21 protein-coding genes are annotated in these 26198 nt (G+C 49.3%); 15 read left to right on the top strand and 6 right to left on the bottom strand.

All coding sequences use genetic code 11. The features are described from left to right. Positions 1 to 184 precede the first annotated feature (184 nt). From tgt to HQ41_RS07550, 15 genes are all read left to right on the top strand, one after another. The gene (tgt, locus tag HQ41_RS07620; protein ID WP_044190056.1) at positions 185 to 1318 is read left to right on the top strand and encodes a tRNA guanosine(34) transglycosylase Tgt; all 1134 of its coding nucleotides are present in this window, start codon (positions 185 to 187) and stop codon (positions 1316 to 1318) included. Positions 1319 to 1435: 117 nt separating this feature from the next. Next, on the top strand, positions 1436 to 2518 hold the full coding sequence (locus HQ41_RS07615; protein ID WP_044190063.1) for an LptF/LptG family permease: 1083 nt from the start codon (positions 1436 to 1438) through the stop codon (positions 2516 to 2518). An 11-nt stretch (positions 2519 to 2529) separates the two neighbouring features. Continuing rightward, positions 2530 to 3003 carry an SsrA-binding protein SmpB gene (smpB, locus tag HQ41_RS07610; RefSeq protein ID WP_044190053.1) on the top strand — a complete coding sequence of 158 codons (474 nt, stop codon included), beginning with the start codon at positions 2530 to 2532 and terminating at the stop codon, positions 3001 to 3003. A gap of 126 nt (positions 3004 to 3129) precedes the next feature. Further along, entirely contained in the window at positions 3130 to 3693 is a 564-nt protein-coding gene (locus tag HQ41_RS07605; RefSeq protein WP_044190051.1) for a hypothetical protein, read from the top strand. 15 nt (positions 3694 to 3708) lie between these two features. Next, on the top strand, positions 3709 to 4611 hold the full coding sequence (miaA, locus tag HQ41_RS07600) for a tRNA (adenosine(37)-N6)-dimethylallyltransferase MiaA (RefSeq protein ID WP_044190048.1): 903 nt from the start codon (positions 3709 to 3711) through the stop codon (positions 4609 to 4611). A 142-nt stretch (positions 4612 to 4753) separates the two neighbouring features. Then, on the top strand, positions 4754 to 5134 hold the full coding sequence (gene gcvH, locus HQ41_RS07595) for a glycine cleavage system protein GcvH (protein ID WP_044190045.1): 381 nt from the start codon (positions 4754 to 4756) through the stop codon (positions 5132 to 5134). A gap of 4 nt (positions 5135 to 5138) precedes the next feature. Continuing rightward, positions 5139 to 5645, top strand: a complete 507-nt coding sequence (purE, locus tag HQ41_RS07590; RefSeq protein WP_044190043.1) for a 5-(carboxyamino)imidazole ribonucleotide mutase — start codon at positions 5139 to 5141, stop codon at positions 5643 to 5645. A gap of 79 nt (positions 5646 to 5724) precedes the next feature. Further along, on the top strand, positions 5725 to 7512 hold the full coding sequence (gene ispG, locus HQ41_RS07585) for a (E)-4-hydroxy-3-methylbut-2-enyl-diphosphate synthase (protein ID WP_044190040.1): 1788 nt from the start codon (positions 5725 to 5727) through the stop codon (positions 7510 to 7512). 18 nt (positions 7513 to 7530) lie between these two features. Then, positions 7531 to 7962, top strand: coding sequence for a dUTP diphosphatase (dut, locus tag HQ41_RS07580; RefSeq protein WP_044190038.1), 432 nt, complete (start codon positions 7531 to 7533; stop codon positions 7960 to 7962). After that, on the top strand, positions 7943 to 8938 hold the full coding sequence (locus HQ41_RS09390) for an HAD-IB family phosphatase (RefSeq protein ID WP_160225973.1): 996 nt from the start codon (positions 7943 to 7945) through the stop codon (positions 8936 to 8938). Before dut ends, HQ41_RS09390 begins: the two co-directional genes overlap by 20 nt. Before the next feature lie 128 nt (positions 8939 to 9066). Next, positions 9067 to 9930 (top strand): RNA polymerase sigma factor RpoD/SigA, encoded by an 864-nt coding sequence (locus tag HQ41_RS07570; protein ID WP_044190036.1) that lies wholly within the window; start codon positions 9067 to 9069, stop codon positions 9928 to 9930. A gap of 153 nt (positions 9931 to 10083) precedes the next feature. Then, positions 10084 to 11178 carry a PepSY domain-containing protein gene (locus HQ41_RS07565; RefSeq protein ID WP_052405348.1) on the top strand — a complete coding sequence of 365 codons (1095 nt, stop codon included), beginning with the start codon at positions 10084 to 10086 and terminating at the stop codon, positions 11176 to 11178. A gap of 612 nt (positions 11179 to 11790) precedes the next feature. After that, positions 11791 to 13104, top strand: coding sequence for a 30S ribosomal protein S12 methylthiotransferase RimO (rimO, locus tag HQ41_RS07560; RefSeq protein WP_044190032.1), 1314 nt, complete (start codon positions 11791 to 11793; stop codon positions 13102 to 13104). Between the two features lie 141 nt (positions 13105 to 13245). After that, the gene (locus HQ41_RS07555) at positions 13246 to 13725 is read left to right on the top strand and encodes a hypothetical protein (protein ID WP_044190030.1); all 480 of its coding nucleotides are present in this window, start codon (positions 13246 to 13248) and stop codon (positions 13723 to 13725) included. Between the two features lie 258 nt (positions 13726 to 13983). Next, positions 13984 to 15648: a dipeptidase gene (locus tag HQ41_RS07550; protein ID WP_044190059.1), complete on the top strand. Its 1665-nt coding sequence runs from the start codon at positions 13984 to 13986 to the stop codon at positions 15646 to 15648. A 120-nt stretch (positions 15649 to 15768) separates the two neighbouring features. Here HQ41_RS07550 and HQ41_RS07545 read toward each other — a convergent pair whose 3' ends face one another. The 6 genes from HQ41_RS07545 to recJ all read right to left on the bottom strand — a co-directional run bounded on the left by HQ41_RS07545 (position 15769) and on the right by recJ (position 25744). Next, positions 15769 to 17067 carry an NCS2 family permease gene (locus HQ41_RS07545; RefSeq protein ID WP_044190029.1) on the bottom strand — a complete coding sequence of 433 codons (1299 nt, stop codon included), beginning with the start codon at positions 17065 to 17067 and terminating at the stop codon, positions 15769 to 15771. A 53-nt stretch (positions 17068 to 17120) separates the two neighbouring features. Then, positions 17121 to 17822: a DUF5020 family protein gene (locus tag HQ41_RS07540; protein ID WP_044190027.1), complete on the bottom strand. Its 702-nt coding sequence runs from the start codon at positions 17820 to 17822 to the stop codon at positions 17121 to 17123. 58 nt (positions 17823 to 17880) lie between these two features. Continuing rightward, positions 17881 to 19080, bottom strand: coding sequence for a uracil-xanthine permease family protein (locus HQ41_RS07535; protein ID WP_044190025.1), 1200 nt, complete (start codon positions 19078 to 19080; stop codon positions 17881 to 17883). Between the two features lie 897 nt (positions 19081 to 19977). Next, a complete protein-coding gene (gene rpsA / locus HQ41_RS07525) occupies positions 19978 to 21771 on the bottom strand; it encodes a 30S ribosomal protein S1 (protein ID WP_044190019.1) in 1794 nt (597 codons plus the stop codon). A 161-nt stretch (positions 21772 to 21932) separates the two neighbouring features. Beyond that, the gene (locus HQ41_RS07520; RefSeq protein ID WP_235316935.1) at positions 21933 to 23999 is read right to left on the bottom strand and encodes an ATP-dependent DNA helicase RecQ; all 2067 of its coding nucleotides are present in this window, start codon (positions 23997 to 23999) and stop codon (positions 21933 to 21935) included. Positions 24000 to 24004: 5 nt separating this feature from the next. Then, positions 24005 to 25744 carry a single-stranded-DNA-specific exonuclease RecJ gene (recJ, locus tag HQ41_RS07515; protein WP_044190017.1) on the bottom strand — a complete coding sequence of 580 codons (1740 nt, stop codon included), beginning with the start codon at positions 25742 to 25744 and terminating at the stop codon, positions 24005 to 24007. Positions 25745 to 26198 lie beyond the last annotated feature (454 nt).

Below are 26198 nucleotides of genomic sequence, written 5' to 3'. Positions count from 1 at the left end.
TAATCGAAGACCCAGAAAACGGCTAGGATACCTAACGCCAAGCCAAGTTTTAGGACTAACTTAGATCAACATTGTTGCGCTGGAAGGAGGAATGTGCACTTGCTATGCTGGAGAATAGCATTGCGTCCGAATGTTTATCTTTGTAGATTGTTTATAGATAGACATTCATTATAAGGATATTTAGATGCTTACCTTCAAGGTACAACACTGTTGCCCCAATTCCTCGGCACGAGCAGGAGAGATCACCACGGATCACGGTGTGATCCAGACCCCTATATTTATGCCCGTGGGTACTGTGGGCTCGGTCAAGGCTGTGCATATGCCAGAGCTCAAAGACGACATCAAGGCCCAAATTATACTTGGCAATACTTATCACCTATACCTGCGTCCGGGACTAGAGATACTGGAGCAAGCTGGTGGTCTGCACAAATTCAACAGCTGGAGTGGCCCTATCCTTACAGACAGTGGGGGCTATCAGGTTTTTAGTCTGGCAGACAATCGCAAGATCACGGAGGAGGGGGTAACCTTCCGCTCTCATATAGATGGCTCCAAGCACCTATTCACTCCCGAGCGTGTGATGGATATAGAGCGCACAATCGGGGCTGATATCATTATGGCTTTCGATGAGTGTTGCCCGGGAGATGCAGACTACAAGTATGCAGAGCGGTCACTAGCACTAACCGAGAGATGGCTTGCTCGATGCCTCAAGCGTGTGCGAGAAACGGAGCCCAAGTACGGCTATCACCAGAGCCTATTCCCCATTGTGCAGGGCTGTGTCTACCCAGATTTGCGCCGCCGAGCGGCCGAGCATATTGCCTCGCTCGGGGCTGAGGGTAATGCTATCGGTGGTCTAGCAGTGGGAGAGCCTACAGAGAAGATGTACGAGATGGTGGAGCTGACCAATAGCATACTCCCTCAGGATCGCCCTCGCTACTTGATGGGGGTCGGTACACCAATTAATCTGCTGGAGAATATCGCTCGTGGTGTGGACATGTTCGACTGCATCATGCCTACACGCAACGGACGCAACGGACAGCTATTCACCAGCCGTGGCACGATCAATATCCGCAATGCCAAGTGGGCACGAGAGTTTAGCCCGATTGACCCGGAGGGCTATTCGTTTGTCGATAGCCAGTACACGTTGGCCTATTTGCACCATCTGATCAAAGCCGATGAGATCTTGGGGCTGCAGATTGCCTCAATCCACAATCTGGCCTTCTATCTGCGTTTGATGCGTGAGGCACGGGAGCATATCTTGCAGGGGGATTTCCTTCAGTGGAAGGAGGTCATGGTCAGACGTATGGACAACCGACTATAAAGCCATTGCTGAGATATGTACGAGAACGAAATGCCGATAGAGGAGCAGACGCACGTCAGGAGCTGCGACGATGTAGCCTCACCTGAGCCCATTGCTCAGGTCAAGCGCACAGGACGTGTGCCTTGGCTAGGGCGTGTCGATTGGTATATCATCAAGACCTTTTTGGGTACGTTCGTCTTCAGTATTGCTCTCATACTCTCCATTGCGATTGTCTTCGATGTCAATGAGAAGATCAACGATTTTCTCAAGCCAGAGGTTTCGCTCTACGAGATTGTGTTTCATTACTATCTCAACTTCATTCCCTACTACGCCAATCTCTTTAGCCCGCTTTTCGTCTTCATCTCCGTGATTTTCTTTACGACCAAACTGGCGGAAAACTCGGAGATTATCGCAATGCTGGCCAGTGGTATGAGCTTTAAGCGGTTGCTACGCCCTTATATCGTTTCGGCCACGGTCATAGCTGCCGTTACGTTTGTGCTCAACAACTACATTATTCCGCCCAGTACCAAGCAGCGACAAGCCTTTGAGAATGCCTATGTCAAGAATAAAAAAGTTGAGTATGCCGAGAGTGTACAGCTAGAGGTGGAGAAAGATGTTTTCCTTTTTATCAAGTCTTTCAACGCCAATGATAAGACGGGCTATGACCTAGCACTTGATCGATTCGAGGGACGTGAGCTACGCTCTCGCCTAACGGCTCAGCGAGCTTACTACGATACGCTTGGGCGGTGGACGATATATAGCTATCGAATTAGAGATTTTGAGGACGGCAAAGAAACGGCCAAGGTCGGTTCGGAGATGGATACCATTATCCCCATAGCTCCCTCGGACTTCCTTGTTTCGGAGAAAGACGTCGAAACGATGACTAGCCCTGAGCTATCACTATATGTAGAGCGACAGAGTGAGCGAGGGGTAGACAATGCTAAGCTATTCGCCATCGAGCTACACAAGCGCTACGCAGCTATATTCTCTGCTTTCATTCTAACTTTCATTGGGGCGGTGCTCTCGGCTAAGAAAGTGAAGAATGGTATGGGGATTAACATCGCTATCGGCATTGGTATGTGTGCGGGCTATATCCTCTTCTCCTCCATCTCTACGACCTATGCCAATAGTGGAGCTATGCCTCCTTGGTTGGCTGCTTGGCTCCCCAACTTCGTATTCATCTTGCTGGCGCTATCGCTCTGGCGCAAAGCTCCGCAATAACGACTAAGACAATGAAGACTAATAAGAAAGATAAGATCAATAAGAATATCATCATCAAAAATAAGAGAGCTAGCTTCGACTATGAACTGCTGGATTTCTATACTGCGGGTATGGTACTCGTGGGCACGGAGATTAAATCCATTCGTCAGGGTAAGGCTAGCTTGGTGGAGGCATTCTGTTACTTCCACAATGGAGAGCTTTGGCTCAAGAATGCGAGCATCACAGAGTATTCGTATGGCTCGTACAACAACCATAAGGCTACTCGAGAGCGCAAGCTCCTACTCAATCGTAAGGAACTCAAACGTCTACAAGAGTATGTACAGACTCCCGGTGTAACGATTGTGCCCACCAAGATCTTCATCAACGAGCGAGGTCTAGCCAAGATGGAGATTGCCCCCGCTAGAGGTAAGAAGCAGTACGACAAACGAGCCTCGATGAAGGAGCGTGACGATCGCCGAGAGATGGATCGTGCGATGAAGCGTTAGACCTCGAGGCTAAGCTCTCTGGCTCAATTCTCCTTAACCCATATTTGGGTAAAGACACTTTCTTATCTTTGTCCTACATTCGGAACATAAACTAAGCACTCGGTAGTAGTGCAATAATTAAGAGATATGATTTACCGCTTTTTGATGCTCTCGGACGAGAATGACTTTTTCCGCAGAGAAATACAGATCGACTCCGAGGCTACTTTCTTGGAGCTTAACGATTTTATCCTCAAATCTGTGGGGTATAGCCCGTCCGAGATGACGACTTTCTACCTCTGTGATGAGGATTGGAATAAGGGGCAGGAGATTACCCTAATGGATATGGGTATGGGATCGGAGTACGATACCTACCTGATGGGTGAGACTAAGCTAGATGAGCTACTCGAGGATAAGGGGCAGAGGCTGCTATTCGTTTTTGATATGCTTTCCGAGCGTGCATTCTTTATGGAGCTGGTAGAGTTGATTCCCGGCGAAACGCTCGATAAACCTGTCGTTACTCTATCCGAAGGTAAAGCACCAGAGCAAACCTCAAGCCTAGAGTTTGCCGAGACAAGAAGCATTGGGGGAGCTGCCAACTCGCCATTTGCTCTAGATGATGATCTCTTTGGCGACGGAGAGATTGACCTAGATGAGCTAGACCCAGAGGGGTTTGATGGGCTAGATGTGCCCGATGCCGAGTCGCTATACTAGAGCCTCTTTGCCGCTGTGGGTAAACTGATCGTCTTGCTGGGGCCTACAGGTGTGGGCAAAACAGAGCTCAGTCTACGCCTTGCTGGGCACTTCTCTGCGCCCATAGTGTCGGCAGACTCTCGCCAGATCTATAGAGAGATCCCGATAGGGACAGCTGCACCAAGCTCCTCGGAGCTTGGTGCAGCTGAGCATTTTCTTATAGGTGCACGCAGCATTCATCAGCCTTATAGTGCTAGCCTCTATGAGCAAGAGGCACTGGCTCTACTCGAGCAGCTCTTCTCCTCTCACGAGTATGTGATCTTGAGTGGCGGCTCGATGATGTATATCGATGCTGTTTGCCATGGGATAGACGATATGCCTGATGTCGATCCAGAGGTTAGAGACATGGTGTATCGGCGCTATGAGGAGGAGGGTCTAGAGCCAATTTTGGCGCAGCTTAGGGAGCTTGACCCTGTTTATTACGATCGTGTGGACAAACAGAACTACAAACGTGTCTTGCATGGCCTAGAGGTTTGTTTGTCTACGGGCCGACCTTTTAGCTCCTACCATACGGGGCAGAGGCGAGAGCGCCCCTTCGAAATCATCAAGATTGGGCTCAATCGCCCGAGAGAAGATCTCTACGAGCGCATCAACCTGCGTGTGGAGCAGATGTTCGCCTCGGGGTTGGATCAGGAGGCTAGGGCTGTCTACCCCTATCGCCAGCTCAATGCTCTCAATACGGTTGGTTACAAAGAGCTATTCGCCTACTTCGATGGGGCGATTGACTTGGACGAAGCTAAGCGACAGATTCAGCGCAATAGTAGGATTTACGCGCGCAAGCAGCTCACATGGTGGCAGAGAGATGCCGAGATTAGGTGGTTTGCCCCCAGCGAGCTAGACGAGATTATTAGTTATGTTGAGGGTTCATGCCTTTCTTAGGAGTTTTCATGCTCAAATGCTTTCACTAGGTGGCTCTACACGAGGTAGAATAGCTCCAAAGATTGGCTTGTTGATCAAAAAACTTGCTTATCTTTGCTGTAGACAATTTTTCATCAATTATCAACCTTTATAAACGTGTTGTATGAATACTCCTAAGGAACTGAAGTACACCAAAGATCATGAGTGGGCACGCGCCGAGGGCGATGTGGTCTACATTGGTATCACCGACTACGCTCAGGGTGAACTCGGCGAAATCGTTTACGTAGACGTAACCACAGAAGGCGAAACGCTAAACGCAGAAGAAGTCTTCGGCTCTATTGAAGCCGTGAAGACTGTATCGGATCTGATGCTACCTCTAGAGGGAGAAGTCCTAGAACTCAACGCTGAGCTAGAGGAGCACCCAGAGCTAGTGAACGAAGATCCCTACGGTAAGGGTTGGATCATCAAGCTCAAGCCTGCCAACATTGAGGATCTAGACGGTCTACTCTCGGCAGACGACTATATCAAGCTAATCGGAGGATAATCACGTGAAGCCAGTAGTAAGCATTATCATGGGTAGCACGAGCGATCTCCCAATCATGGAGAAAGCTGCTGCACGTCTGGATTCGCTAGAGATCCCTTTCGAGATCCTTGCCCTCTCGGCTCACCGCACACCTGCGGAGGTTGAGCATTTTGCCAAGGGTGCTAAGGAGAGAGGCATCAAGGTGATCATCGCCGCGGCTGGTATGGCTGCGCACCTATGTGGTGTGATTGCTTCGATGACTTCGATTCCAGTAATCGGTGTTCCAGTTAAGTCTACACTAGAGGGTATCGATGCTCTGCTGGCGATCGTACAGATGCCTCCGGGCATTCCCGTAGCCACTGTGGGGATTAATGGAGCAGAGAATGCAGCTATCCTTGCCGTGCAGATGATGGCCACGGATAACCCCGATCTGTATCAGCGTCTTGAGAACTTCAAGGAGTCGCTCAAAAACAAGGTTATCAAGGCCAACGAAGAGCTAAAGACTGTTCAGTTCAAGTACAAAACGAACTAATAGGTCTACAAGATTGTTGAAAAGCCGAGGGAAGTCGCAGCGACTCCCCTCGGCTTTTCACTTAGACAAAACATTCATTATGTCAGATTTATATACGAGCACTTATAGTACTCCCTGCGTGTATCGACGTCGCCCATCGGTAGAGGTCTTCATCGGTACTCGTCCGCTGGGCAAAGACAATCCTATTCGCCTGCAGTCGATGGCTAATGTTTCTACGCTTGACACAGAAGCCGCCGTAGCTCAAGCAAAGCGTATCATAGAGGCTGGTGCAGATTATATCCGCTATACAGCCCAAGGGCGCAAGGAAGCAGCCAACCTAGCCAATATACGTGCCGGTATCGATGCTCTAGGGTATAGTACTCCTTTGATCGCTGACATTCATTTCAACCCTACAGCCGCCGATGAAGCCCTAGAGCATATTGAGAAGGTTCGGGTCAATCCCGGCAACTATGTTGATACCAAGACTGCTACTCCTCGTGAGTGGACGGACGAGCTGTATCGACAGATGCATGAGAAGGTAGAGCAGCGCTTTGGCGCATTCGTTGAGCGTGCCAAGGAGCTTGGTCGCACGATTCGCATTGGCGTCAATCATGGTTCACTCTCCGAGCGCATGGTGATGCTTTACGGAGATACGCCAGAGGGCATGGTACAGAGCTGCCTAGAGTATCTAGACGTATGTCGTGCGCACAACTTCGATCGAATTGTTATCTCGATGAAGTCCTCCAATACACTCGTCATGACGGCTGCCGTGCGCTTGCTGGTGCGTCGCTTGGACGAATGTGGCTATCCTGCCTACCCTTTGCACTTAGGCGTGACGGAAGCTGGAGAGGGCGAAGATGGACGAATCAAGAGTGCAGTAGGTATTGGTTCTCTTCTGGCTGATGGGATAGGGGATACCATTCGAGTATCTCTAAGCGAAGACCCAGAGTTCGAGATTCCCGTAGGGAAGGCTCTTGTAGATTATATAGCTTCACGCACGCCGCTTGGCTTAGCCGAGGAAGTTCTGCCCTCTTGGGAGGAGTACAATCAGCTACGTGATCAGGCAAGAGCCAAGAGTATTGCCGTAGGCAAACTCGTAGGCGGAGGCAATCTCCCCATTGTGATTAGCCCCAACGCACTGAAGTCTGATACCTCAGCAGAGCTGGTGCAAGCTGACTATAGCCTCGGAACTGACGGGTATCTGTACAGCAAAGACGGTGCTAAAGTTGATGAGTTAGCTTATATCAAGGCCGATTGTTATAGCATTACAGACGAGCTTATCCAGAAGTTAAAAGATAATCCTAAGACTATTGTCCTCTTGGATAGCCCTGGCTCCAACGTGGCTGCCGAGTGGCGTCTTGGTTTTACTCTACTGAGAAGAGCCGGACTGAACAATCCTATTGTGTTGAGCCACCACTATCGTACCAATGATGTCACTCTCTTCCGTTTGCAAGCCGCGGCAGATGCTGGTACGATCTTGCTAGACGGTTGGGGTAATGGGCTGTGCCTCTTGGCTGATGGCATATCGGACGAAGATATGGCTAAGACACAGCTAGGCATTCTACAGGCTACTCGCCTAAGAATGAGCAAAACAGAGTTTATCAGCTGCCCCGGATGCGGTCGTACACTCTACAATCTGCAAGAAACAATCGCCCGTGTGAAGGCTGCTACTTCTCACCTCAAGGGTCTGAAGATAGGCATCATGGGTTGTATCGTTAATGGCCCCGGCGAAATGGCAGATGCTGACTATGGCTATGTGGGAGCGGCTCCCGGCAAGATTGATCTCTACAAGGGACAGACTTGTATCCGTCGAGGTGTTGATCAGGCCGAGGCCGTGGATCAGCTCATTGAGTTGATTAAGGAAGAAGGCGACTGGCAGGAACCATAATCAAGAAATAGACAGATCATGATAGTCAAAATCATCAATCGCTCGAGGCATGCACTGCCACAATATGCAACCAATGCGGCAGCCGGTATGGATCTGCGTGCCAATCTAGAGCAGAGCATCGTCCTCGCTCCGCTTGCTCGTATAGTAGTCCCAACTGGGCTGTTCATAGAGTTGCCCGTGGGCTACGAAGCACAAGTAAGGCCTCGTAGTGGCTTGGCGCTGAAGCACGGCATTACCGTGCTCAATAGCCCGGGGACGATTGACGCAGACTATAGGGGAGAGATCGGCATCATTTTGGTTAATCTCTCTGGTGAAGCCTTTGAAATCAAGGACGGGGAGCGTATCGCCCAGCTTGTGATTGCCAAACATGAGCAGGCTGAGTGGCTTGAGGTGGAGGCTCTAGAGGCAAGCGATAGAGGAGCAGGCGGATTTGGGCATACGGGACGTTAGTATCGGGTTGGAGCTCTCTCCTACACTCTCTCGAGAGCATATATACATAGCCTCAGGCCTATCGGTAGAGGCGATCACATCAATACTCAAAAGATGTTTGAGGACGTGTGGTATAGATCGAGATGACTTGGTCTATATCACACGTTGCTTTATTGACCCAGAGCAATCGTTTGGGCATCTTACAGAGCTAGATCCACAGCTACCACACGCCCCCCAGACGTGTATTTCGATTCTAGAGCTACAACTACCGCGAGAAGCGCCAGAGAGCATTGGGCAGCGTCTCGACCGTCTTACGCAGCTATTGCCTCTCGTGCGTAGCTATGGAGCTGTCGTCTATTACCCTAGTGCCCAAGCGCAGCACCCTATTGCCCATGTTGTTTCCGATCTTGATGGTACACTTCTACAGGACGAGTTGCTTGTGTCGCTGGCTAGGCAGGTAGGCCTAGGCCAAGCTTTTGAGAAGATTACCCAGCAGGCTATGTTAGGGGCAATCAATTTTGAGGATAGCTTTCGTCAGCGTACACGTATGCTCGCTGGAACCAAGCGAGATCTGCTCGAGGCGACAGCTCGGTCAGCTCGACTCGCCCTTGGCATTGAGGCCTTTTATCGTTGGCTTGCGGATTGTGGCTTGCCGCTCGATATCGTGACGAGCAACTACGATATCTTCTGCCAAGCTCTGCAAGACCGCCTCACTTACGACCATTACTACGCCTCCTCTCCGAGCTTCTCTGGTGGGGAGCTGACGGGGCAATTCTCGGGGGAGATAGTAGATGCCGAGGCTAAGGCTCGGTTAGTACAGACAATCGCCAGAGAACGTTATGTTTCACTAGACCAGATGCTCGTCGTGGGTGATGGGGCAAATGACTTGCCCATGTTGGCCTATGCTGGCCATGCAATGCTTTACTGTGCCTCGGAGATAGGGGCGACTCCAGCTCTACCCTTGACGACCATGATAGACCTGCTGAGATTGTCTTGATGCCTGCCACACAAATGGGGTAAATGCCCTCTAGTGACTATGATTATCACTTATAGTGAGTATTTGACACATCGAAACAAAGTGTGTACCTTTGCGGTTCTATACGTGTAAAGATTTATAGGATTCAGATGAGACAACTTAAAATTTCTAAGTCGATAACCAACAGAGAGAGCGCCTCTCTCGACCGATACCTCCAAGAGATTGGTCGTGAGGAACTCATCACGATTGAGGAAGAAGTCGAACTGGCACAAGCCATTAAGCGAGGCGATCGTAAAGCTCTAGAGAAGATGACACGTGCCAATTTGCGCTTCGTCGTTTCTGTGGCCAAGCAGTACCAAAACCAAGGGCTGAGCTTACCTGACTTGATCAATGAGGGTAATCTCGGGCTGATCAAGGCGGCTGAGAAGTTCGACGAAACACGTGGTTTCAAGTTCATCTCCTATGCCGTTTGGTGGATTCGTCAGTCTATCCTACAAGCTCTAGCCGAGCAATCACGTATTGTGCGTCTGCCCCTCAACCAAGTTGGTACGCTCAACAAAATCACCAAAGCTCTATCTAAGTTTGAGCAGGAGAATGAGCGCCGTCCATCGTCCGCAGAGCTAGCTCAGGAGCTCGATATTGCAGAGGATAAGATCTCCGATACTCTCAAAGTGTCTGGGCGTCATATCTCTGTAGATGCTCCATTCGTAGAGGGCGAAGACAACAGTCTGTTAGATGTGCTAGTCAATGACGATGCTCCCAATGCAGACCGCTCTCTAATGAACGAATCTCTTGCTAGAGAGATCGATCGTGTACTCTCTACGCTTACAGAGCGTGAGGCAGAGATCGTGAAACTCTTCTTCGGCATCGGTGGCAATCAAGAGATGACGCTCGAGGAGATTGGCGATCAGTTTGGGCTGACTCGTGAACGTGTCCGCCAGATCAAAGAGAAGGCCATCAAGCGCCTACGTCAAAGCGACAAATGCCAGCCTCTCAAGCCTTATCTAGGCTAGAGGTAGCAGAGGATTGCAGCACTAGACATCGTAAGCTCTCCGAGATATACTACTCTCGGGGGGCTTTTTAGTTATCTGCTATTCGCCTTGATTAAACCTTGAAGTTAGGCTGTTGTCCAACGGCCTAGTAGTATGTACAAACTTAGACCATATATGAAAAAAGTATTCTTTCGCATTCATCAGATTCTAGGCCTTGCTATTGGCCTACTGATCTCTCTCATCTGTCTAACGGGGGCTATACTAGTCTTTGAGGACGAGTGTCGCGAGCTAGCTAGTCCGCAGCTCTACTTCGTTTCCGACCCACCGGTACAAGCTAGGTTAGAGCCTAGCGAAGTGGTTGAGCGTATTAATCGCACCTTAGAGGACGATGCTGTCGCTCGCATAACTGTACCGAGTGATACCACTAGAAACTATGTGGTACAGCTACAGAGGGGGGACAAGAGTCTATACGTCAATCCCTATACGGCCACAGTGGCAGGCCAGAGAGGCAAGCGAGATGGTTTCTTTGGAGATGTCATGAGGCTACACCGCTGGCTGCTAGATGGTAGCCGTACTTGGGGGAAGGCCATAGTTGGCTATGGAGTACTTCTGTTTATCTTCATATTGATTTCTGGTATAGTTATTTGGGTACCTAAGTCCGTGAAAAATCTCAAGCAGCACTTCCAGATCAAGACCAAGGCGAGCCGGCAGCGTATGTGGTACGATAGCCACAGATCACTGGGGATCTATCTGGCTATCCCTCTGCTCATTCTTTGCATCACTGGGCTCAACTGGTCTTTCCCGTGGTGGCGTAGCGGTTTGTATGGGCTCTTTGGCACTCAATTTAATTCGTCTAAATCGGGTAAGACCGAAGAGAAGAAGGAACTTGTGTCGATTAGCTATTTGGCTTGGCAAGAGGTGTTCCGTAGGCTCGAAGCCCAGCACCCTAGCTATAGACAGATTACACTAGAGAATGGAGAGGCAAGCGTTGCCGAGCAGTTTACGTGGGGTAATCCTAGAGCCTCGGAGAAATACCGATTTGATCAACGCACAGGCGAGATTACCGAGCATACACCCTATACCGAGCAGCCTCGCCAGCAGAAAGTACGAGGTTGGATCTATGCTGTGCATGTGGGCTCTTGGGGAGGGTGGTTTATCAAAAGTATTACCTTCTTGGTTGCCTTGCTTGGAGCTACGCTGCCACTTACGGGTTATTACATTTATTGGGTTAAGCGCAAACAGAGAAAGAAGAAAAAGCAAGGCTCTTAGTTCACTAGGTCTCCTCCATACTGAATAGAAAGTGGTAAGCCAAAGACCTAAATGAATGTTAATATATGATAAATGTTAGAGCCTAATTTGGGCTAAACGAGAGGCTATCTCCATTGGGGGTAGCCTCTCGTGCTTTGAGATTGAAGGGAAGACTTCTGGCGATCGTAGGTAACATCGCTTGAGGTTAGTCCTACAATCGGAGAGAATTGATGGGAAGAAATGCTCCAAACTGCCCCGAAAGCCTATGCTTATCTCTGATCGACCAGTATATTTGTCTAGTTATTAGTTATTTAAGAAGACCTCGTTTAAGCCCTTTATTTGAGGTTAGCTGAGGAGAGAGGCCTCAATAGAGGTAAATGCAATCTAGGGCTTTCTAGAGGGCAAATAAGCAGTGAGCTCTTTGGCCGACAGAGTTCGGGCTAGCTATTTGTAGTGAGTCAAAACATCATCAGAGGTGTAAATTTTTGTTGATAATCCCAGAGTGGCTGTTCCTCAGAATAGGAAAAAGCTCCTAGCTATGGTAGATTTATGATATCTTTGCACCTAATATTTATGGCAAGATCCGAGTCGCTTCGGGAGCGATTTGGGTCTTTTGTTTCACAATAACGGTAGATGAGAAAAAATCAAGTAGATATGATTACGCTCGGCTGCTCCAAAAACTTGGTAGACAGCGAGCACCTAATTCGCCAGTTCTTGGCCAATGGTTACAAAGTACAGCACAACGCCGATGTTATAGACGGAGAGATCGTAGTGATCAATACTTGTGGCTTCATCAAAGATGCACAAGAGGAGTCGATCAATATGATCTTGAATATCGTTGAGAGTAAGAAGCGTGGCAAGGTAGGTCAAGTGTATGTAATGGGTTGCTTGACCGAGCGTTTCATGGACGAACTCAAGGCAGAGATCCCAGAGGTAGACGGTTACTATGGCAAGTTTAACTGGAAGAAGCTCATTAGCGACCTTGGCAAAGCCTACTACAACGATCCTATGGGAGGTAATAGAAGCATCACCACACCTAGTCACTATACCTACCTCAAGATATCTGAGGGGTGCGATCGCACTTGCTCCTACTGCGCTATCCCCATCAGTACGGGTAAACATCGCTCACGCAGCATCGAGGATATCATCAAGGAGGCACAAACTCTGGTAGACGGAGGCGTCAGAGAGGTTCAGCTCATTGCACAAGATCTGACCTACTATGGGCTAGATCTATACAAAGAGCATAAGCTACCCGAGTTGGTTGAGCGTTTATCCGATATCAATGGTTTGGATTGGCTTCGCTTGCACTACGCCTACCCGAATGCCTTCCCTCGAGATATTCTGCGCGTCATCAGAGAGAGGGAGAACGTATGTAAGTATATGGATATCGCTTTGCAGCACATCAGTGACCCAATGCTCAAGGCGATGCGCCGTGGTACTACTAAGGCCGAAACCTACGATCTGCTGCACCTGATGAGGGCAGAGGTCCCAAATCTGCACCTGCGTACGACCTTGATTGTAGGGCACCCCGGCGAAACGGATCAAGACTTCGCTGAGCTGCTCGACTTCGTCCGTGATATTCGCTTCGATCGTCTAGGTGCTTTCGTCTACTCGCACGAGGAGGGAACCTATGCTTATAAGCACTATGAGGATAATATCCCTCTAGAGGTCAAGCAGGAGCGTATCAATGAGCTGATGCGTGTACAGGAAGGCATCGCCACAGAGCTTAATGCACAGAAGATCGGGCAGACTCTGCGTACCATAATTGATAGACAAGAGGGCGAATACTACATTGGGCGTACCGAATTTGACTCGCCAGAGGTCGATCAAGAGGTACTAATCAAGCATACCGACGGGACACCTACGCTCCAAGTAGGGGAGTTCTACCCCGTCGAGATTACTTCCGCCGACATCTTCGACCTATACGGTCGAGTGGTTAGTAGGTAAGTTTTCAATTTCAGTATCAGATTATTATTTCTCTAATTCGCTTTTTATGTTTAATTTTGACCGTAGAGTTTTGTGAGAAATGTACTTTTCAATAGGCATGCACATTAAACTTTAGTTCTTAATTTAACTAGAAAAAGTATTATGAGAAGCAAGGTGTTCCCATGGCTATTGGCTACAATGCTTGTCTTTTCGGGCACTGCTGTAGCTGGCAATCCGTCACATTCGGTCAAGAAGTTTGATGTTCGTTTAACTTCTCTGTATAACTCTCCCTTAGGAGGTAGCTATAATCTCCTGTCTTCGGACTGGAAGATTAAGTCTAACTACCGTCTGGGTATGGTTATCGGAGTTCAGAGGTTTGAAGATGTTTCGCATCTCGGGGCATATTTCGGGTATGAGTTCCCTCAAGGAGATAACCATTTCTATTCTTTGTATAGCAATCTAGGGGCAGGATATTGGTTAGGAAATCGTCTTGAGGCTCCATATCTAAGGGTTGAGTGCGGTCTTAAATTCAAGCTAATGGATCCGTTCTATGTGGGGATAGGATTAGATGAGTATTTCCTATTTCACGAAGGGAATAACCGTTTGCACAATATTTCGATTTCTCTGGGGCTAAAGTTTTAGCCTCTAGAGTAGATCTCAAGCATCATCGTAGTATCGGTTACCACATTCAGCGAGGCTACTTAATTGAGATGCACTAGGTGGCGTATATGCCAACTCTCAAGGTGGAGGCTGCTGGAATGTACTTTTGTGCAGGATATAGCCTTGACGCTAGAGGGAGTTCGGCCGTTTATGCCCTCTAGCGCATCTCTTTTCTTTGTATCTTTAGGGCTGTTATACGTCAATTATTAGCAAACATTCATTATATAAAAATCGATGCTTATGAAGAGAAATCTTTTGCTTACAGCCGCAGCGACCGTCGCTATGGCTGCAAGTGTGGCTTCAGCCGACGCTTGCTCCGACCTAATCGTGGGTAAGGGAGCCTCTGTCGATGGCTCTGTGATCATCAGTTACTCTGCAGACTCGCACACGCTCTACGGAGAGCTCTACCACTGGCCCGCCAAGAGCTGGGCGCAAGGTACGATGCGTGAGATCCGTGAGTGGGATACCAACAAGCACCTAGGGTATATCCCCGAGGTACTACAGACCTACAACGTAGTGGGGAATATGAACGAACATCAGGTGGCGATCACCGAGAGTACGTGGGGCGGACGCAAGGAGCTCCATGACCCCAAAGGCATCATGGACTACGGTAGTCTGATCTATGTGGCTCTACAGCGTAGTAAGTCTGCAAGAGAAGCCATTAAGGTGATGACAGACCTCGTGCGTGACTATGGTTACCACAGCAGTGGAGAGTCTTTTACCATTGCCGATAAGAATGAAGTCTGGGTTATGGAGATGATCGGTAAAGGGCCGAAAAAGAAAGGGGCTGTTTGGGTGGCTATTCGTATCCCCGACAATGCTATTTCGGCTCATGCCAATCAGGCACGTATCCACCAAATTCCTTTCGACGACAAGGAAAACTGTATGTACGAAAAGGACGTGGTGAACCTAGCTCGTGAGATGGGATACTTCAAGGGTAAGGACAAAGATTTCGACTTCCAGAAGGCATACAATCCATACACCTTCAGCGGTCTACGTGGCTGCGAGGCTAGAGTGTGGAGTTTCTTCCGTGAGTTTAACAAAGGAACCCAGAAGTACGAAGCGCATGTCAGAGGAGATGTAGAGGCCGAGCCAATGCCTCTGTATGTAATCCCCGAGCGCAAAATCTCTGTGGCCGATGTGCGTAAGGCTATGCGCAACCACTACGAAGGCACGTCCATGTCTATGACCGAGGACGTTGGTGCAGGCCCATACAAATCCCCCTATCGCTGGCGCCCCATGACCTTCGAGGTTGATGGCAAGGAGTATATGAACGAACGTGCCATCGCGACACAGCAGACTGGCTTCGTCCTTGTGGCTCAGCTACGCTCTTGGCTCCCCGATGCAATCGGTGGGGTACTTTGGTTCGGCGTAGACGATGCCAATACGGCTGTATTTACTCCGATGTACACAAGCATTACAGCGATCCCAGAGTGCTACCGTCAGGGCAATGGTGATATGATGCACTTCTCTTGGACATCAGCTTTCTGGATTCACAACTGGGTTGCCAATATGGCGTACAATCGCTACGAACCTATGATCCGTGATATTCGCCCCGTGCAGGAGCGTCTAGAGAATGGCTTCGATGCCGCACAGAAAGCTATCGACGCTGAGGCACTTCGTCTGTACAAGGAATCGCCAGCTAAGGCCGTTGCATTCCTCAATAACTACTGTGCAGATGCTGCCAACGGAGCTACAGCACGCTGGAAGCAACTCGGCGAATACCTCCTAGTCAAGTATATGGACGGCAATGAGAAGAAGGAAAAAGATGGTCGTTTCCTAGACAATGGCAATGGCCTATCCGAGATGCCCAATTTCCCCGGCTATAGCAAGGAGTACTACGAGGCTATTGCTAAGACTCATGGAGAGAATGTTCAGGTCAAAGGTCCCAAGGAACAGCATTAGTCTTAGGGCGACCGAGCAAGTTCGGCAACCTGATTAAATAGACTGTCCTCCTATAAAACGTAATCGCCTGTGTAGTATCGGCTACACAGGCGATTATGTTTTGTAAAGAGTTCTCTACACTTACTGGAAGATGTAGCGCAAGAGCAGTAGAGCAGTCACGATGTAGAGTGTTAGGCTAACCTGCTTACACTGGCTACTTAGTAGCTTGACGATCGTGTAACTGATTAATCCCAGTGCCATACCTTCGGCTATGTTGTAGGTTAGCACCATGGTCAGCATGGTGACAAAAGAGGGAAGTGCCTCGGACATATCCGACAGATCAATCTCCTGTATTGCCTCGAGCATGAATACCCCAACCAGAACGAGAGCCCCCGTTGTGGCTGCAGAGGGGACAAGTAAGAAGAGTGGCGAGAGGAAAAGTGCAAGTAAGAAGAGCGAAGCCGAGGTCAGCGCAGTCATACCCGTGCGTCCGCCCTCCGAGATGCCAGAGGCACTCTCTACGAAGGTTGTCACAGTCGAGGTGCCCAGTACTGCACCAGCCGATGTGGCGAGTGCGTCAGCCATCATGGCGGGCTTGATATTCTTCACATTGCCGTCTTTGTCCATCATTTCGGTCTTTGCAGCTGCCCCGATGAGCGTACCGACAGTATTGAAGATATCCATGAAGACGAGGGCAAAGATCGTCAAAGCCATATCCATATTGAGCAGTGCCTTGAAGTCGAACTTGAAGAAGGTCGGCTCAAGCGACTGTGGCATCGAGATAGGGAAGAAGTTCTCTGGGATTGTAGTCACTCCGAGGGGAATGCCAATGATCGTGCAGAAGACAATCCCATAGAAGAGTGCACCACGCACCTTGAGTACGACGAGTGTACCACTGACGAGAATACCGATGCAGGCAAGTAAGGCTGTGGGTGTGAACTTACCTAGGGCGACAAATGTGGCGGGGTTAGACACGATGATGCCCGCATTCTTCAGCCCGATGAAGGCAATGAACATACCGATACCAGCCGATATGGCGAAGCGCAAGTTCTTCGGGATTGAGCGTACTATCTGCTCTCTGATATTGAAGATAGTCAGCAGAATGAAAATAATCCCCTCGACGAATACCGCAGCTAGTGCCGCCTCCCAGCTGTAGCCCATAGCCCCTACAAGCGTGAAGGCAAAGAAGGCATTGATGCCCATACTTGGAGCTTGGGCGAAGGGGAGCTTAGCAAGGAAAGCGATAAGTATAGTACCGAGAGCAGATGCGAGTGCAGTAGCCGTGAAGACAGCCCCTTTGTCCATGCCCGTGGAGCTCAGGATATCGGGGTTCACAGCGAGGATATAGCTCATCGTGAGGAATGTGGTCAGCCCAGCAGTAATCTCTGTACGCACGCTGTGCTTACTGGGGTCGAACCCTAAGGCTTTGTATAAATTCATATTAGGTAGCGTGTTCCTGAGTAGAGTAGTATTTGATGAATAAATCTAATATCCTAGAATGTCCACTTCGCCGCAAGGGTAGGGATTACGTGGAGCTTGTTGTTCTGTACGGGGAAGTTGTAGCTAATCTCCACCTCGCCCCCAATGCTTAGATTGAACTTGTCCGAGAAGCCCTCGAAGCGATTAAGATTTACCCAGAACTGAGGCTCGCAGAGGAAGACCGTCATATTCTTTCCCTCGAAGTTGCGATCACCCCAGATGTCCATAAAGCCATTGAAGGTGAAGGCGTCCTCGATGAAGTGCCAGTACCACACGGCAGTAAGCTGTGCCGAGTGTGGGTACTCTTGTTTGGCTAGGTACTTGTACATCGGAGTAATGTTGATGCCGAAGGTGTAGTCCTTGTTGTGGTAGGCGTACGTGGCACCAAAGAGGTAGGCGTCCTTGTAGGAGAACTGGTTGCTCAAGCCACCATTGTACTCTAGATGCAGGAGCAGGGGCGCTCTCCAGAAGCGTAGCTCACGAGAGATCTCCCAGTATGCCGAGCGGATACCAGAGTCCTGATAGTCCATATCGACAAAGTAGAAGGTATTCCCCCATTTGTCTGGCCGAAACTGCTCGATTGTCGTGGTCAGACTAGGGCGTCCTTTGTGCGCATCGCCCATCTTACTCCCGAAGTCATAGTGTAGCTGCACGTTCTGTGCTTCGATGCTTACCAGAGCTAGGCAAGCCAGCAGAAGAAAGTAAAAACGTTTCATCATTTATTTAATGTTTAGAGGGTTTGTAGTGTAAATGATTAGGGATGTGTCGATAGACTTATGCTTCTTCCTTGGGTTGAGGTAAAATGAGGTTGAGTAGGACCGCTACGATGGCCGAGAGCCCAATGCCAGCGAGCGTGAGGTTCCCCATCTGCAGTACAGCACCACCGATACCGGTCGTTAGGGTAACGGATATGATTACCACGTTGCGTGAGCTGCCAAGATTGACCTTGCTGTGTAGTAAGTTGTTGATACCTGCCCCAGCGATTGTCCCGAAAAGAAGTAGCATAATACCGCCGAGTACGGCAGGGTCAATACTTTTGAGTAGGGCACTAACCTTACCTACCATCGAGAAGACAATCCCCGTGATAGCTGCGATGCGTAGCACCACTGGGTCAGTAACCTTGGTTAATGACATAGCTCCCGTAACCTCGGAGTAAGTCGTCACGGGAGGAGCACCGATGAGAGATGCGAATAGACACGCCAGCCCATCACCTAGCATGGTGCGGTGTAGCCCCGGGTCTTGTACGAAGTTGCGGTGTGCGACACTATTGACGACATACACATCACCGATGTGCTCGATGACGGGGGCTATGGCCACGGGGATCATGAAGAGAATTGGCTCCCACATCAGACGTTCGGGCAAGATGAGCTGAGGGAGAGAGAACCATTCGGCCGCAGCGATAGGAGCAAGGTCTACATCGAAGAAGATCAGATCGGCCAAATAGCCTGCGATGATACCACAGAAGATAGGTATGAGCTTGAGGATACCTCGAGCGTAGAGGGTCACAGCGATTGCCACGGAGAGGGCAATGATAGCCAGAACCCAGTTGGAGGCTGCCATACCGACAGCCGCACTAGATAGCGATAGCCCGATAAGCATAATGATTGGCCCGATGACTACGGGAGGGAAGAGTCGTGTGATGAACTTAATCCCAAACGATCTAATCAGCAGGGACATCAAGATATAAACCAGTGCCACTCCGAGTATGCCGAATAGAGCACCACTCAAACCGTACAGCTCGGTCGCACTCTTGATGGGAGCGATGAAGGCAAAGCTACTGCCAAGGAAGATAGGGACTTTCCCCTTGGTAACTAGATGAAAGATGAGTGTGCCGATACCGGCGGAGAAAAGTGCTGTTGATGGGTCTAGACCCACCAGTAGAGGTACGAGTACTGTTGCGCCAAACGCAACGAATAGATACTGAACCCCTACAATCGCTTTACGGCCCGGGGTTAGGTCATTGACTTGAGTCATAGAAGTAATTTAGGTTTGATTGTACTTTACCGACAGACAAAGGTACTATCTTTAGTACAAAAATAGGGGGCGCAAGTCGTCCAGATAGTGTTTCGAAATAGGAGGTACTGCGAAGATATTTGCTTATCTAGCGGGGCTGAGCTCAAAGACTCGTAGTTTATATTTTAGCTCACATTTCAGAATGTTGATGAGAAGATCTAGGCGGGAGTGGTTGAAAAATAGCAGACCTCGTATTTGCCCTTTTAGAGGCCTTCTAGCACCTCTACCCAAGTTTGGGCTGTTAGCCCCAGTCGGGCCAAAATATCTCTCTAGAAGAGGTTTTTGCAAGTCGTTTGTATGGAGTAGTTTAGGTCTTTTGTCTAGATGGTTTTACATGTTTGAAGAGTATTCTCGAGTATTTCTCTCCTTCAATTTCCCCGTATTGGTGGGTAGATCTTAGTAGATTAGTCCTAGGATTAGAAAAAATCTTCCCACCAATTTCATTCCCTGCGTGGAGTAATCCTAGATTATTGCCTTCTTTTGTCCCCCGATTAGAGGAGAGTTCGTTTGCGAATATTAACATAAAAGATGAAATTCTCCTTGCTCTTTAGCTTGATTAAACCGCAGTTTAATAATCTTATGTGTGAGTATTTTACTTAGATATGTGGTGTGAAATTTTCTGTGTTAGAAGATTGGTTTTGGTTCACTCGAGATGCTTTGTGTTGGAGTAGGTCATCTAGATTTGAGATTTCGAGTACGATCAAGCGTATCATCTACTAGTAAAACTCTATGTGAATGTAGTATGCGGCGCTTGATAGGAGTGTAGAGTATAGATCTGGGGGATAGGGAGATAAAAAGAGAGGCAGTGCCATAGGAAATCGGCACTGCCTCTGCTATTTTTAAGCTATTAGAGGTCTGCTAAGAGAGCTTCTCCTTGAGTGCTGCCAGAGCATCGAGGTCACCAAGTGTAGCCTTTTCGCTAGAAGCGTTGTTGCTAGCTACAGCGCTTGCAGTGTTGCTTTCCTTGCGCTTAGCTTCGCCACGCTCAGCACGTTCAGCTGCACGGCTCTCGGCCTTCTGAGCATCTTCGAATACACGGCTGTGAGAAACGATGATACGCTTAGAGTCCTTGTTGAATTCGATTACCTTGAACTCGAGCTGCTCGCCCTGAGCCGCCTGAGTACCGTCTTGCTTAACGAGGTGCTTAGGCGTTGCAAAGCCTTCTACACCATAAGGAAGTGCTACCACAGCACCTTTCTCTAGGAGCTCAATGATTGTACCCTCGTGGACAGAACCAGTCTTGAAGATAGTTTCGAATACATCCCATGGGTTCTCTTCACACTGCTTGTGACCAAGGCTTAGGCGACGGTTTTCCTTGTCGATCTCAAGAACTTGGATCTCCATCTCTGCACCAACTTCTGTAAACTCTCCGGGGTGCTTGATCTTCTTCGTCCAAGAGAGGTCGCTGATGTGTACAAGACCATCCACACCTTCCTCGATCTCTACGAATACACCGAAGTTAGTGAAGTTGCGTACACGGCCCTTGTGGCGTGAACCAACTGGGAAGCGCTCCTCAATACCAGCCCATGGATCTTCCTTGAGCTGCTTGAGGCCTAGGCTCATCTTGCGATCTTCGCGGTCAAGTGTTAGGATTACAGTTTCGATTTCGTCACCAACATGTAGGAAGTCCTGAGCGGTACGTAGGTGCTGCGTCCAAGACATCTCAGACACGTGTACTAGACCTTCTACGCCGGGTGCTACCTCTACGAATGCGCCGTAGTCAGCCATAACCACTACCTTACCCTTGATTTTGTCTCCAACCTTGAGGTTAGGATCTAGGGCATCCCATGGATGTGGCATGAGCTGCTTCAGACCAAGAGCGATACGCTTCTTGTTTTCGTCGAACTCTAGGATAACCACGTTGAGCTTCTGGTCTAGCTCTACCACTTCGCTTGGGTGGCCTACACGTCCCCAAGAGAGATCTGTGATGTGTACAAGACCATCTACGCCGCCAAGGTCAATGAATACACCATAACTTGTGATGTTCTTAACGACACCCTCGAGAACTTGACCCTTCTCGAGCTTGCCAATGATCTCAGCCTTCTGAGCTTCTAGCTCTGCCTCGATCAAGATCTTGTGAGAAACGACTACGTTACGGAACTCGTGGTTGATCTTCACGATCTTGAACTCCATAGTCTTGTCTACATAAGCATCGTAGTCGCGGATAGGACGAACGTCGATTTGTGAACCGGGGAGGAATGCTTCGATGCCGAATACGTCTACGATCATACCACCCTTCGTGCGGCACTTAACGTAACCCTTGATAACTTCGTCCTTCTCAAGGGCTTCGTTGATGCGATCCCAAGAGCGAGCAGCACGAGCCTTGCGGTGGCTTAGGATTAGCTGACCTTTCTTGTCTTCCTGACTTTCGACGAATACTTCTACTTCGTCACCCACCTTCAGGTCTGGGTTGTAGCGGAACTCAGAAGCTGAGATAGAACCTTCGCTCTTGAAGCCAACGTTCACAAGTACCTCACGCTTACCGATCTTAGTTACAGTACCGATAGCAACTTCGTTTTCCTTGACGTTGCTCAGCGTACCTTCGTAGGCCTTAGCCTGTTCTTCGATAGATACAGGGCAAATGCTCTGTCCTTTTTCGAACTCATCCCAGTTGAAGTCTGCAACGGGCTGAATGTTTTTTAGGTTGTCCATTGTTAATTAATTAATACTTAAAGCTTTTTGCTAATGGGTTAGACATTATATGAATAATCTCTCACAAAAACGGCACAAAGATAGTTGATTCTTTTCAAATAACAAGGCTAACTTAGGATAAATCAGTGTCTTTATCCTGCTTCTGTGCATAGATCTGTAGGCTAGCGCAGATAGATAAGTTCGCCTGCTAGGCGATACTTCATTGTCTCGCTTGCCAGATAGCGTAGAGCTAGTGCTACATCGACAGGAATATAGGGCAGGTTATGGCATAGATCGTGCAGGCGGATAGGCTTACCCTCGCTCTGCTCGGCAAACATTTGCTGCATCATGCGCTCAGTATCTTCTATAATATAGTGGTGCAGTCCGTTACTCTCACGACGTAGGCAGACATCACACATGCCACACGACTGGGTAGACTGCTCGCCGAAGTAGCTTAGGAGTAGTCGAGATCTACACGTATTCCTGCTACTAATATAGCGAAGACTGGCGTCCGTGCGCTCCTGCATGCGGTCACGTCGCTCCTCGTAGGCGGATCGAGGTATGCGTAGGTATTGGGTGTCTTCACGTCTGATGTGGAAGACAATTCGTGGGATATTTTTGAGAGGTATGTAATGAATGATATTTTGTCTACTCAGGGCTACGAGCATCGTATATACGTCATCGGCTCCGCACCCCATTTGTTTGGCTAGATCAGCCTCGGAGATGTAGACGTAGTCGGAGAATAGCCCTGTGTACAGCCTGAGTAAAGCCCGAAACAGACCATCATGCCCCACGTGCTCTTGATAGAGTTGTTCTCGTGTATAGAGGATCATTAGACGAGAGCGAGTATCGTCCTCATGATAGGAGAGCCAACCTGCGATTTGCATGATCTCAATGGCAGATCGAGTTTGAATAGGGCGCATTCTGAAGCGTCGGACGAACTGATCAATCTCGAGGTCGTAGCTTCTTTGGAAGCCCTCGCCCTCGCCAATGCCCAAGTAGTTGCATAGCGAGTCGTACACCTTGAGGATATAGGAACGCTCAGGAAAAGCATCTGCCAAGCGCCTGCGTAGTGTATTTTCGTCCGTCTGGCTGACTATCGCCACAGCATAGGCTCGTTCTCCATCTCGGCCCGCTCGGCCCGCCTCTTGGAAGTATTCTTCGGGAGAGGTCGGCATCGCTAGATGGAGAACTAGACGCACATCAGGTTTGTCTATACCCATTCCGAAGGCATTCGTTGCGACCATCACCCTGATCTCTCCCCTCATCCATCTGCTCTGTCTGAGTGCTCTCTCGGTATGCGTAAGTCCTGCGTGGAAGAATGTTGCCGAGTGTCCATGTTCGTTGAGGAACTTAGCGATGCTGCGGCAGAGATCTCGGCTGCGACAATAGACTATAGCCGAGCCCGCTACACGACTAAGAATATGGAGCATCATCTGCTCTTTGTCCGGGCTGTAGCGAATGGAGTAGGAGAGGTTGGGGCGAAAGAAACTTTTCTGATAGGTACGGCTATCACATCCAAAACCAAGTACACGACGGACCTCTGCTACTACATCGGGAGTGGCAGTGGCCGTCAGGGCGATGATAGGCACATCTGGTACGAGTGACCTTAGCTCTAGGATATTGAGATATGAGGGACGGAAGTCGTAACCCCACTGGCAGATGCAGTGGCACTCGTCCACCACGAGCAGGCTAATATCCAAGGCTTCTAGTTTAGCTTTGAAGGCAGATGAGGCAAGTCGCTCGGGCGAAACGTAAAGGAACTTGTATCTTCCATAGATACAATTGTCTAACGTTTGGCTGATGCGGTTGCTATGCATTCCTGAGTGTATGGCTGCGGCTTTGATCCCTCGGTGTCTGAGGTGATCGACTTGATCCTTCATCAGAGAGATCAGTGGAGTGACCACAAGGGTAAGCCCCGGGAGCATCAGTCCCGGTACTTGGAAGGTGATACTCTTCCCTCCACCCGTAGGCAAAAGACCAAGGGTATCGTGTCCTTCTAGAACCGAGAGGACGATATCACGTTGTAGGGGACGAAACTCATCGTATCCCCAATAGTGCTTAAGTACAGCTTCAGGAGTTAATCCCGAGCAGTCGATTGTATCTGGTAATTTGAGGGGCGATGGGATATCAGCCAGTTCGGCAGCCCATTCTTCTGGCCATAGGTGTAGCTCTTCGTTGGCTTCGTTTGTGCCAAGATCGCACCCTTGAGCAGATGGCTCTATCAACATGTCCTCCTCTTGTGACATCGCTTCTAGTCCTTCTCTGTGGTATGGATGTCTTTAACTTGCAGCTGCATAAACCCAGAGCCATAGAATCTATTGTCTTCAATGGTGTAGCAGATGCCGAAAGCCTGCTGGTTCATAATCCAGCTAGCATGGCGAGCTTGTCCTAGAGCGATGCCGTGTAGCGGCCGATTTTTGCAGTAGCGGTCGGTCATGCGTAGCTTGATGTGGCGGCTGTCACGCCCCACGACACGGCTGCCGCCAGCATCTCGGAGCCTATGGGTGACGAAAGTTGGGGGCTCGTTTTGCAAGCCAAAAGGAGCAAGTCTGCGTATGTCGTCTAGTAGGGTAGGCTGTACATCTTCGATTTTGAGCTCGATGTCTACCTGTATCTGTTTGGTCAGATGTACGGGCTCGACATTGCGCTCGAAGTAGGCCTCCATGGCGAGGCGGAATGCGTCTAAATTTTCTTCTCGGATTGTGATTCCTGCCGCATGTGTGTGGCCTCCGAAGTTAACCAAATACTCTCGGCACGCCTCTAGGGCACTATATAGATCGACACTTCTCATCGATCTGCCAGAGCCAACTAGATCATCTGCTGATTGGGTAAGTATGATGGTCGGGCGATTATATCGCTCAGTTAGCCGTGAGGCCACGATGCCGAGCACTCCCTTGTGCCAGTCTGGTTGGTATAGAATCAAGATACGCCTATTGGCTAGTCCGCCCTCTCGCTTGATTAAATCAATGGCTTGCTGGGTTACGATTTGGTCTAGCTCACGCCTTTGGTTGTTGTACTGATCTAGCAGCGCGCTGCATTGCTGTGCTTTCGTTACGTTGTCAGCAGTGAGCAGGTCTACGGCGACAGTACCGCTCATCATGCGTCCCGAAGCATTGATACGAGGCCCAATCTTAAATACGATGCTGTTCATATCGATGATTTCTCCCTCTAGGTCACAGGTCCGAATGATTTCTTTAAGCCCTAGCGAGGGTGAACTGTTGAGCTTCTTTAGGCCGTGATAGGCAAGTACTCGATTTTCGCCCACGACAGGTACTATATCCGCAGCGATGCTCACGGCTACTAGATCTAGGTATTCGTAGACGGTGTTCTCGGGGTGCCCCCAAGTGGAGAGCATAGCCTGCATCAACTTAAATCCTACACCACAGCCGCTAAGCTCCTCGTTGGGATATAAGTTCCCGGGTCTTTTGGGGTCTAGGATAGCGACGGCGTCCGGAAGCGCTTCGTCGGGTTGGTGGTGGTCACAGATGATGAAGTCAATACCTAGAGATCGGGCGTAGGCAATCTGTTCGTGTGCTTTGATGCCACAGTCTAGAGCAATAATTAGCCCTGCCCCCCAGCGGTGGGCATGGTCGATGCTTTGTATACTAATACCATATCCCTCGTCATATCTGTCTGGAATATAGTAGCAGAGTCTATCTGCTGGGCATAGATGATCCCTAAGGGCGGTGTAGACTAGCGAAACTGCTGTAGTCCCGTCTACATCATAGTCCCCATATATCAGAATGCGTTCACCTCCCTCTATTGCTTGGCTCAAGCGGCGCACAGCCACCTCCATATCTTCTATTAGATAGGGGTTGTGGAGAGATTCTAGAGTTGGCTCAAGAAAGGCACGTGCTTCCTCTAGGCTACGTACCCCTCGCCCTACCAGCAGCCTGCCGAGTACCGGGCTCAGCTCAAGTGATTGGCAGAGCTCCTGAGCTAAGGCTTGGTCCTCGATTGAGGGCTGAGCGATGTTCCATTGGGTTGTCATTATATCGTTTCATTTTTTTCTAGAAAATGATGATGAGGATACTTGCTATGCTTGCGGCATGTGCTCAGATCCTCGCTATTGCTGTAGTGGAGCCTTCAATCTCGGCTGAGGTGCTCTCAATCTCCTCTGTTGAGTTCTACTCTAGCCGAGGGAGTTTCGACGGATTAGCTCCAGTGGAGGCGCCCCAAATTTGCCCCAGATGTCTTCTCTCGGAGGGGGCATTATGGCACACTGCCTCTTTGAGGTTCTCACAAAGATAGAAGTTTTCCCGATGAAAAACCATACTTAGCCCCTGCTATTGTGCTTGCCAGAAGTGAAATCCTACTCAAACTAAAAGGGTCCCCTCCGATGCCATATTGAGACTATTGCGCAATGAACCCCTTCGCTGCTTCAGTTCTCTAGAGTCATTTTTTGCTACTTGAGGCAGTGTTTTTCAACTTGGGTATCCTCCCCC

This window comes from Porphyromonas sp. COT-290 OH860, from assembly GCF_000768935.1.
Classification (GTDB): domain Bacteria; phylum Bacteroidota; class Bacteroidia; order Bacteroidales; family Porphyromonadaceae; genus Porphyromonas.
The sequence above is the reverse complement of the archived record's forward strand: the minus strand, read 5'-3'. Positions and strand labels throughout refer to the sequence as shown.

Coding starts and splice junctions, on each gene's coding strand:
- tgt (WP_044190056.1), top strand. CDS start 185: ATGCTTACCTTCAAGGTACAACACTGTTGCCCCAATTCCTCGGCACGA.
- smpB (WP_044190053.1), top strand. CDS start 2,530: ATGAAGACTAATAAGAAAGATAAGATCAATAAGAATATCATCATCAAA.
- HQ41_RS07605 (WP_044190051.1), top strand. CDS start 3,130: ATGATTTACCGCTTTTTGATGCTCTCGGACGAGAATGACTTTTTCCGC.
- gcvH (WP_044190045.1), top strand. CDS start 4,754: ATGAATACTCCTAAGGAACTGAAGTACACCAAAGATCATGAGTGGGCA.
- ispG (WP_044190040.1), top strand. CDS start 5,725: ATGTCAGATTTATATACGAGCACTTATAGTACTCCCTGCGTGTATCGA.
- dut (WP_044190038.1), top strand. CDS start 7,531: ATGATAGTCAAAATCATCAATCGCTCGAGGCATGCACTGCCACAATAT.
- HQ41_RS07570 (WP_044190036.1), top strand. CDS start 9,067: ATGAGACAACTTAAAATTTCTAAGTCGATAACCAACAGAGAGAGCGCC.
- HQ41_RS07565 (WP_052405348.1), top strand. CDS start 10,084: ATGAAAAAAGTATTCTTTCGCATTCATCAGATTCTAGGCCTTGCTATT.
- rimO (WP_044190032.1), top strand. CDS start 11,791: ATGAGAAAAAATCAAGTAGATATGATTACGCTCGGCTGCTCCAAAAAC.
- HQ41_RS07555 (WP_044190030.1), top strand. CDS start 13,246: ATGAGAAGCAAGGTGTTCCCATGGCTATTGGCTACAATGCTTGTCTTT.
- HQ41_RS07550 (WP_044190059.1), top strand. CDS start 13,984: ATGAAGAGAAATCTTTTGCTTACAGCCGCAGCGACCGTCGCTATGGCT.
- HQ41_RS07545 (WP_044190029.1), bottom strand. CDS start 17,067: ATGAATTTATACAAAGCCTTAGGGTTCGACCCCAGTAAGCACAGCGTG.
- HQ41_RS07540 (WP_044190027.1), bottom strand. CDS start 17,822: ATGAAACGTTTTTACTTTCTTCTGCTGGCTTGCCTAGCTCTGGTAAGC.
- HQ41_RS07535 (WP_044190025.1), bottom strand. CDS start 19,080: ATGACTCAAGTCAATGACCTAACCCCGGGCCGTAAAGCGATTGTAGGG.
- rpsA (WP_044190019.1), bottom strand. CDS start 21,771: ATGGACAACCTAAAAAACATTCAGCCCGTTGCAGACTTCAACTGGGAT.
- HQ41_RS07520 (WP_235316935.1), bottom strand. CDS start 23,999: ATGTCACAAGAGGAGGACATGTTGATAGAGCCATCTGCTCAAGGGTGC.
- recJ (WP_044190017.1), bottom strand. CDS start 25,744: ATGACAACCCAATGGAACATCGCTCAGCCCTCAATCGAGGACCAAGCC.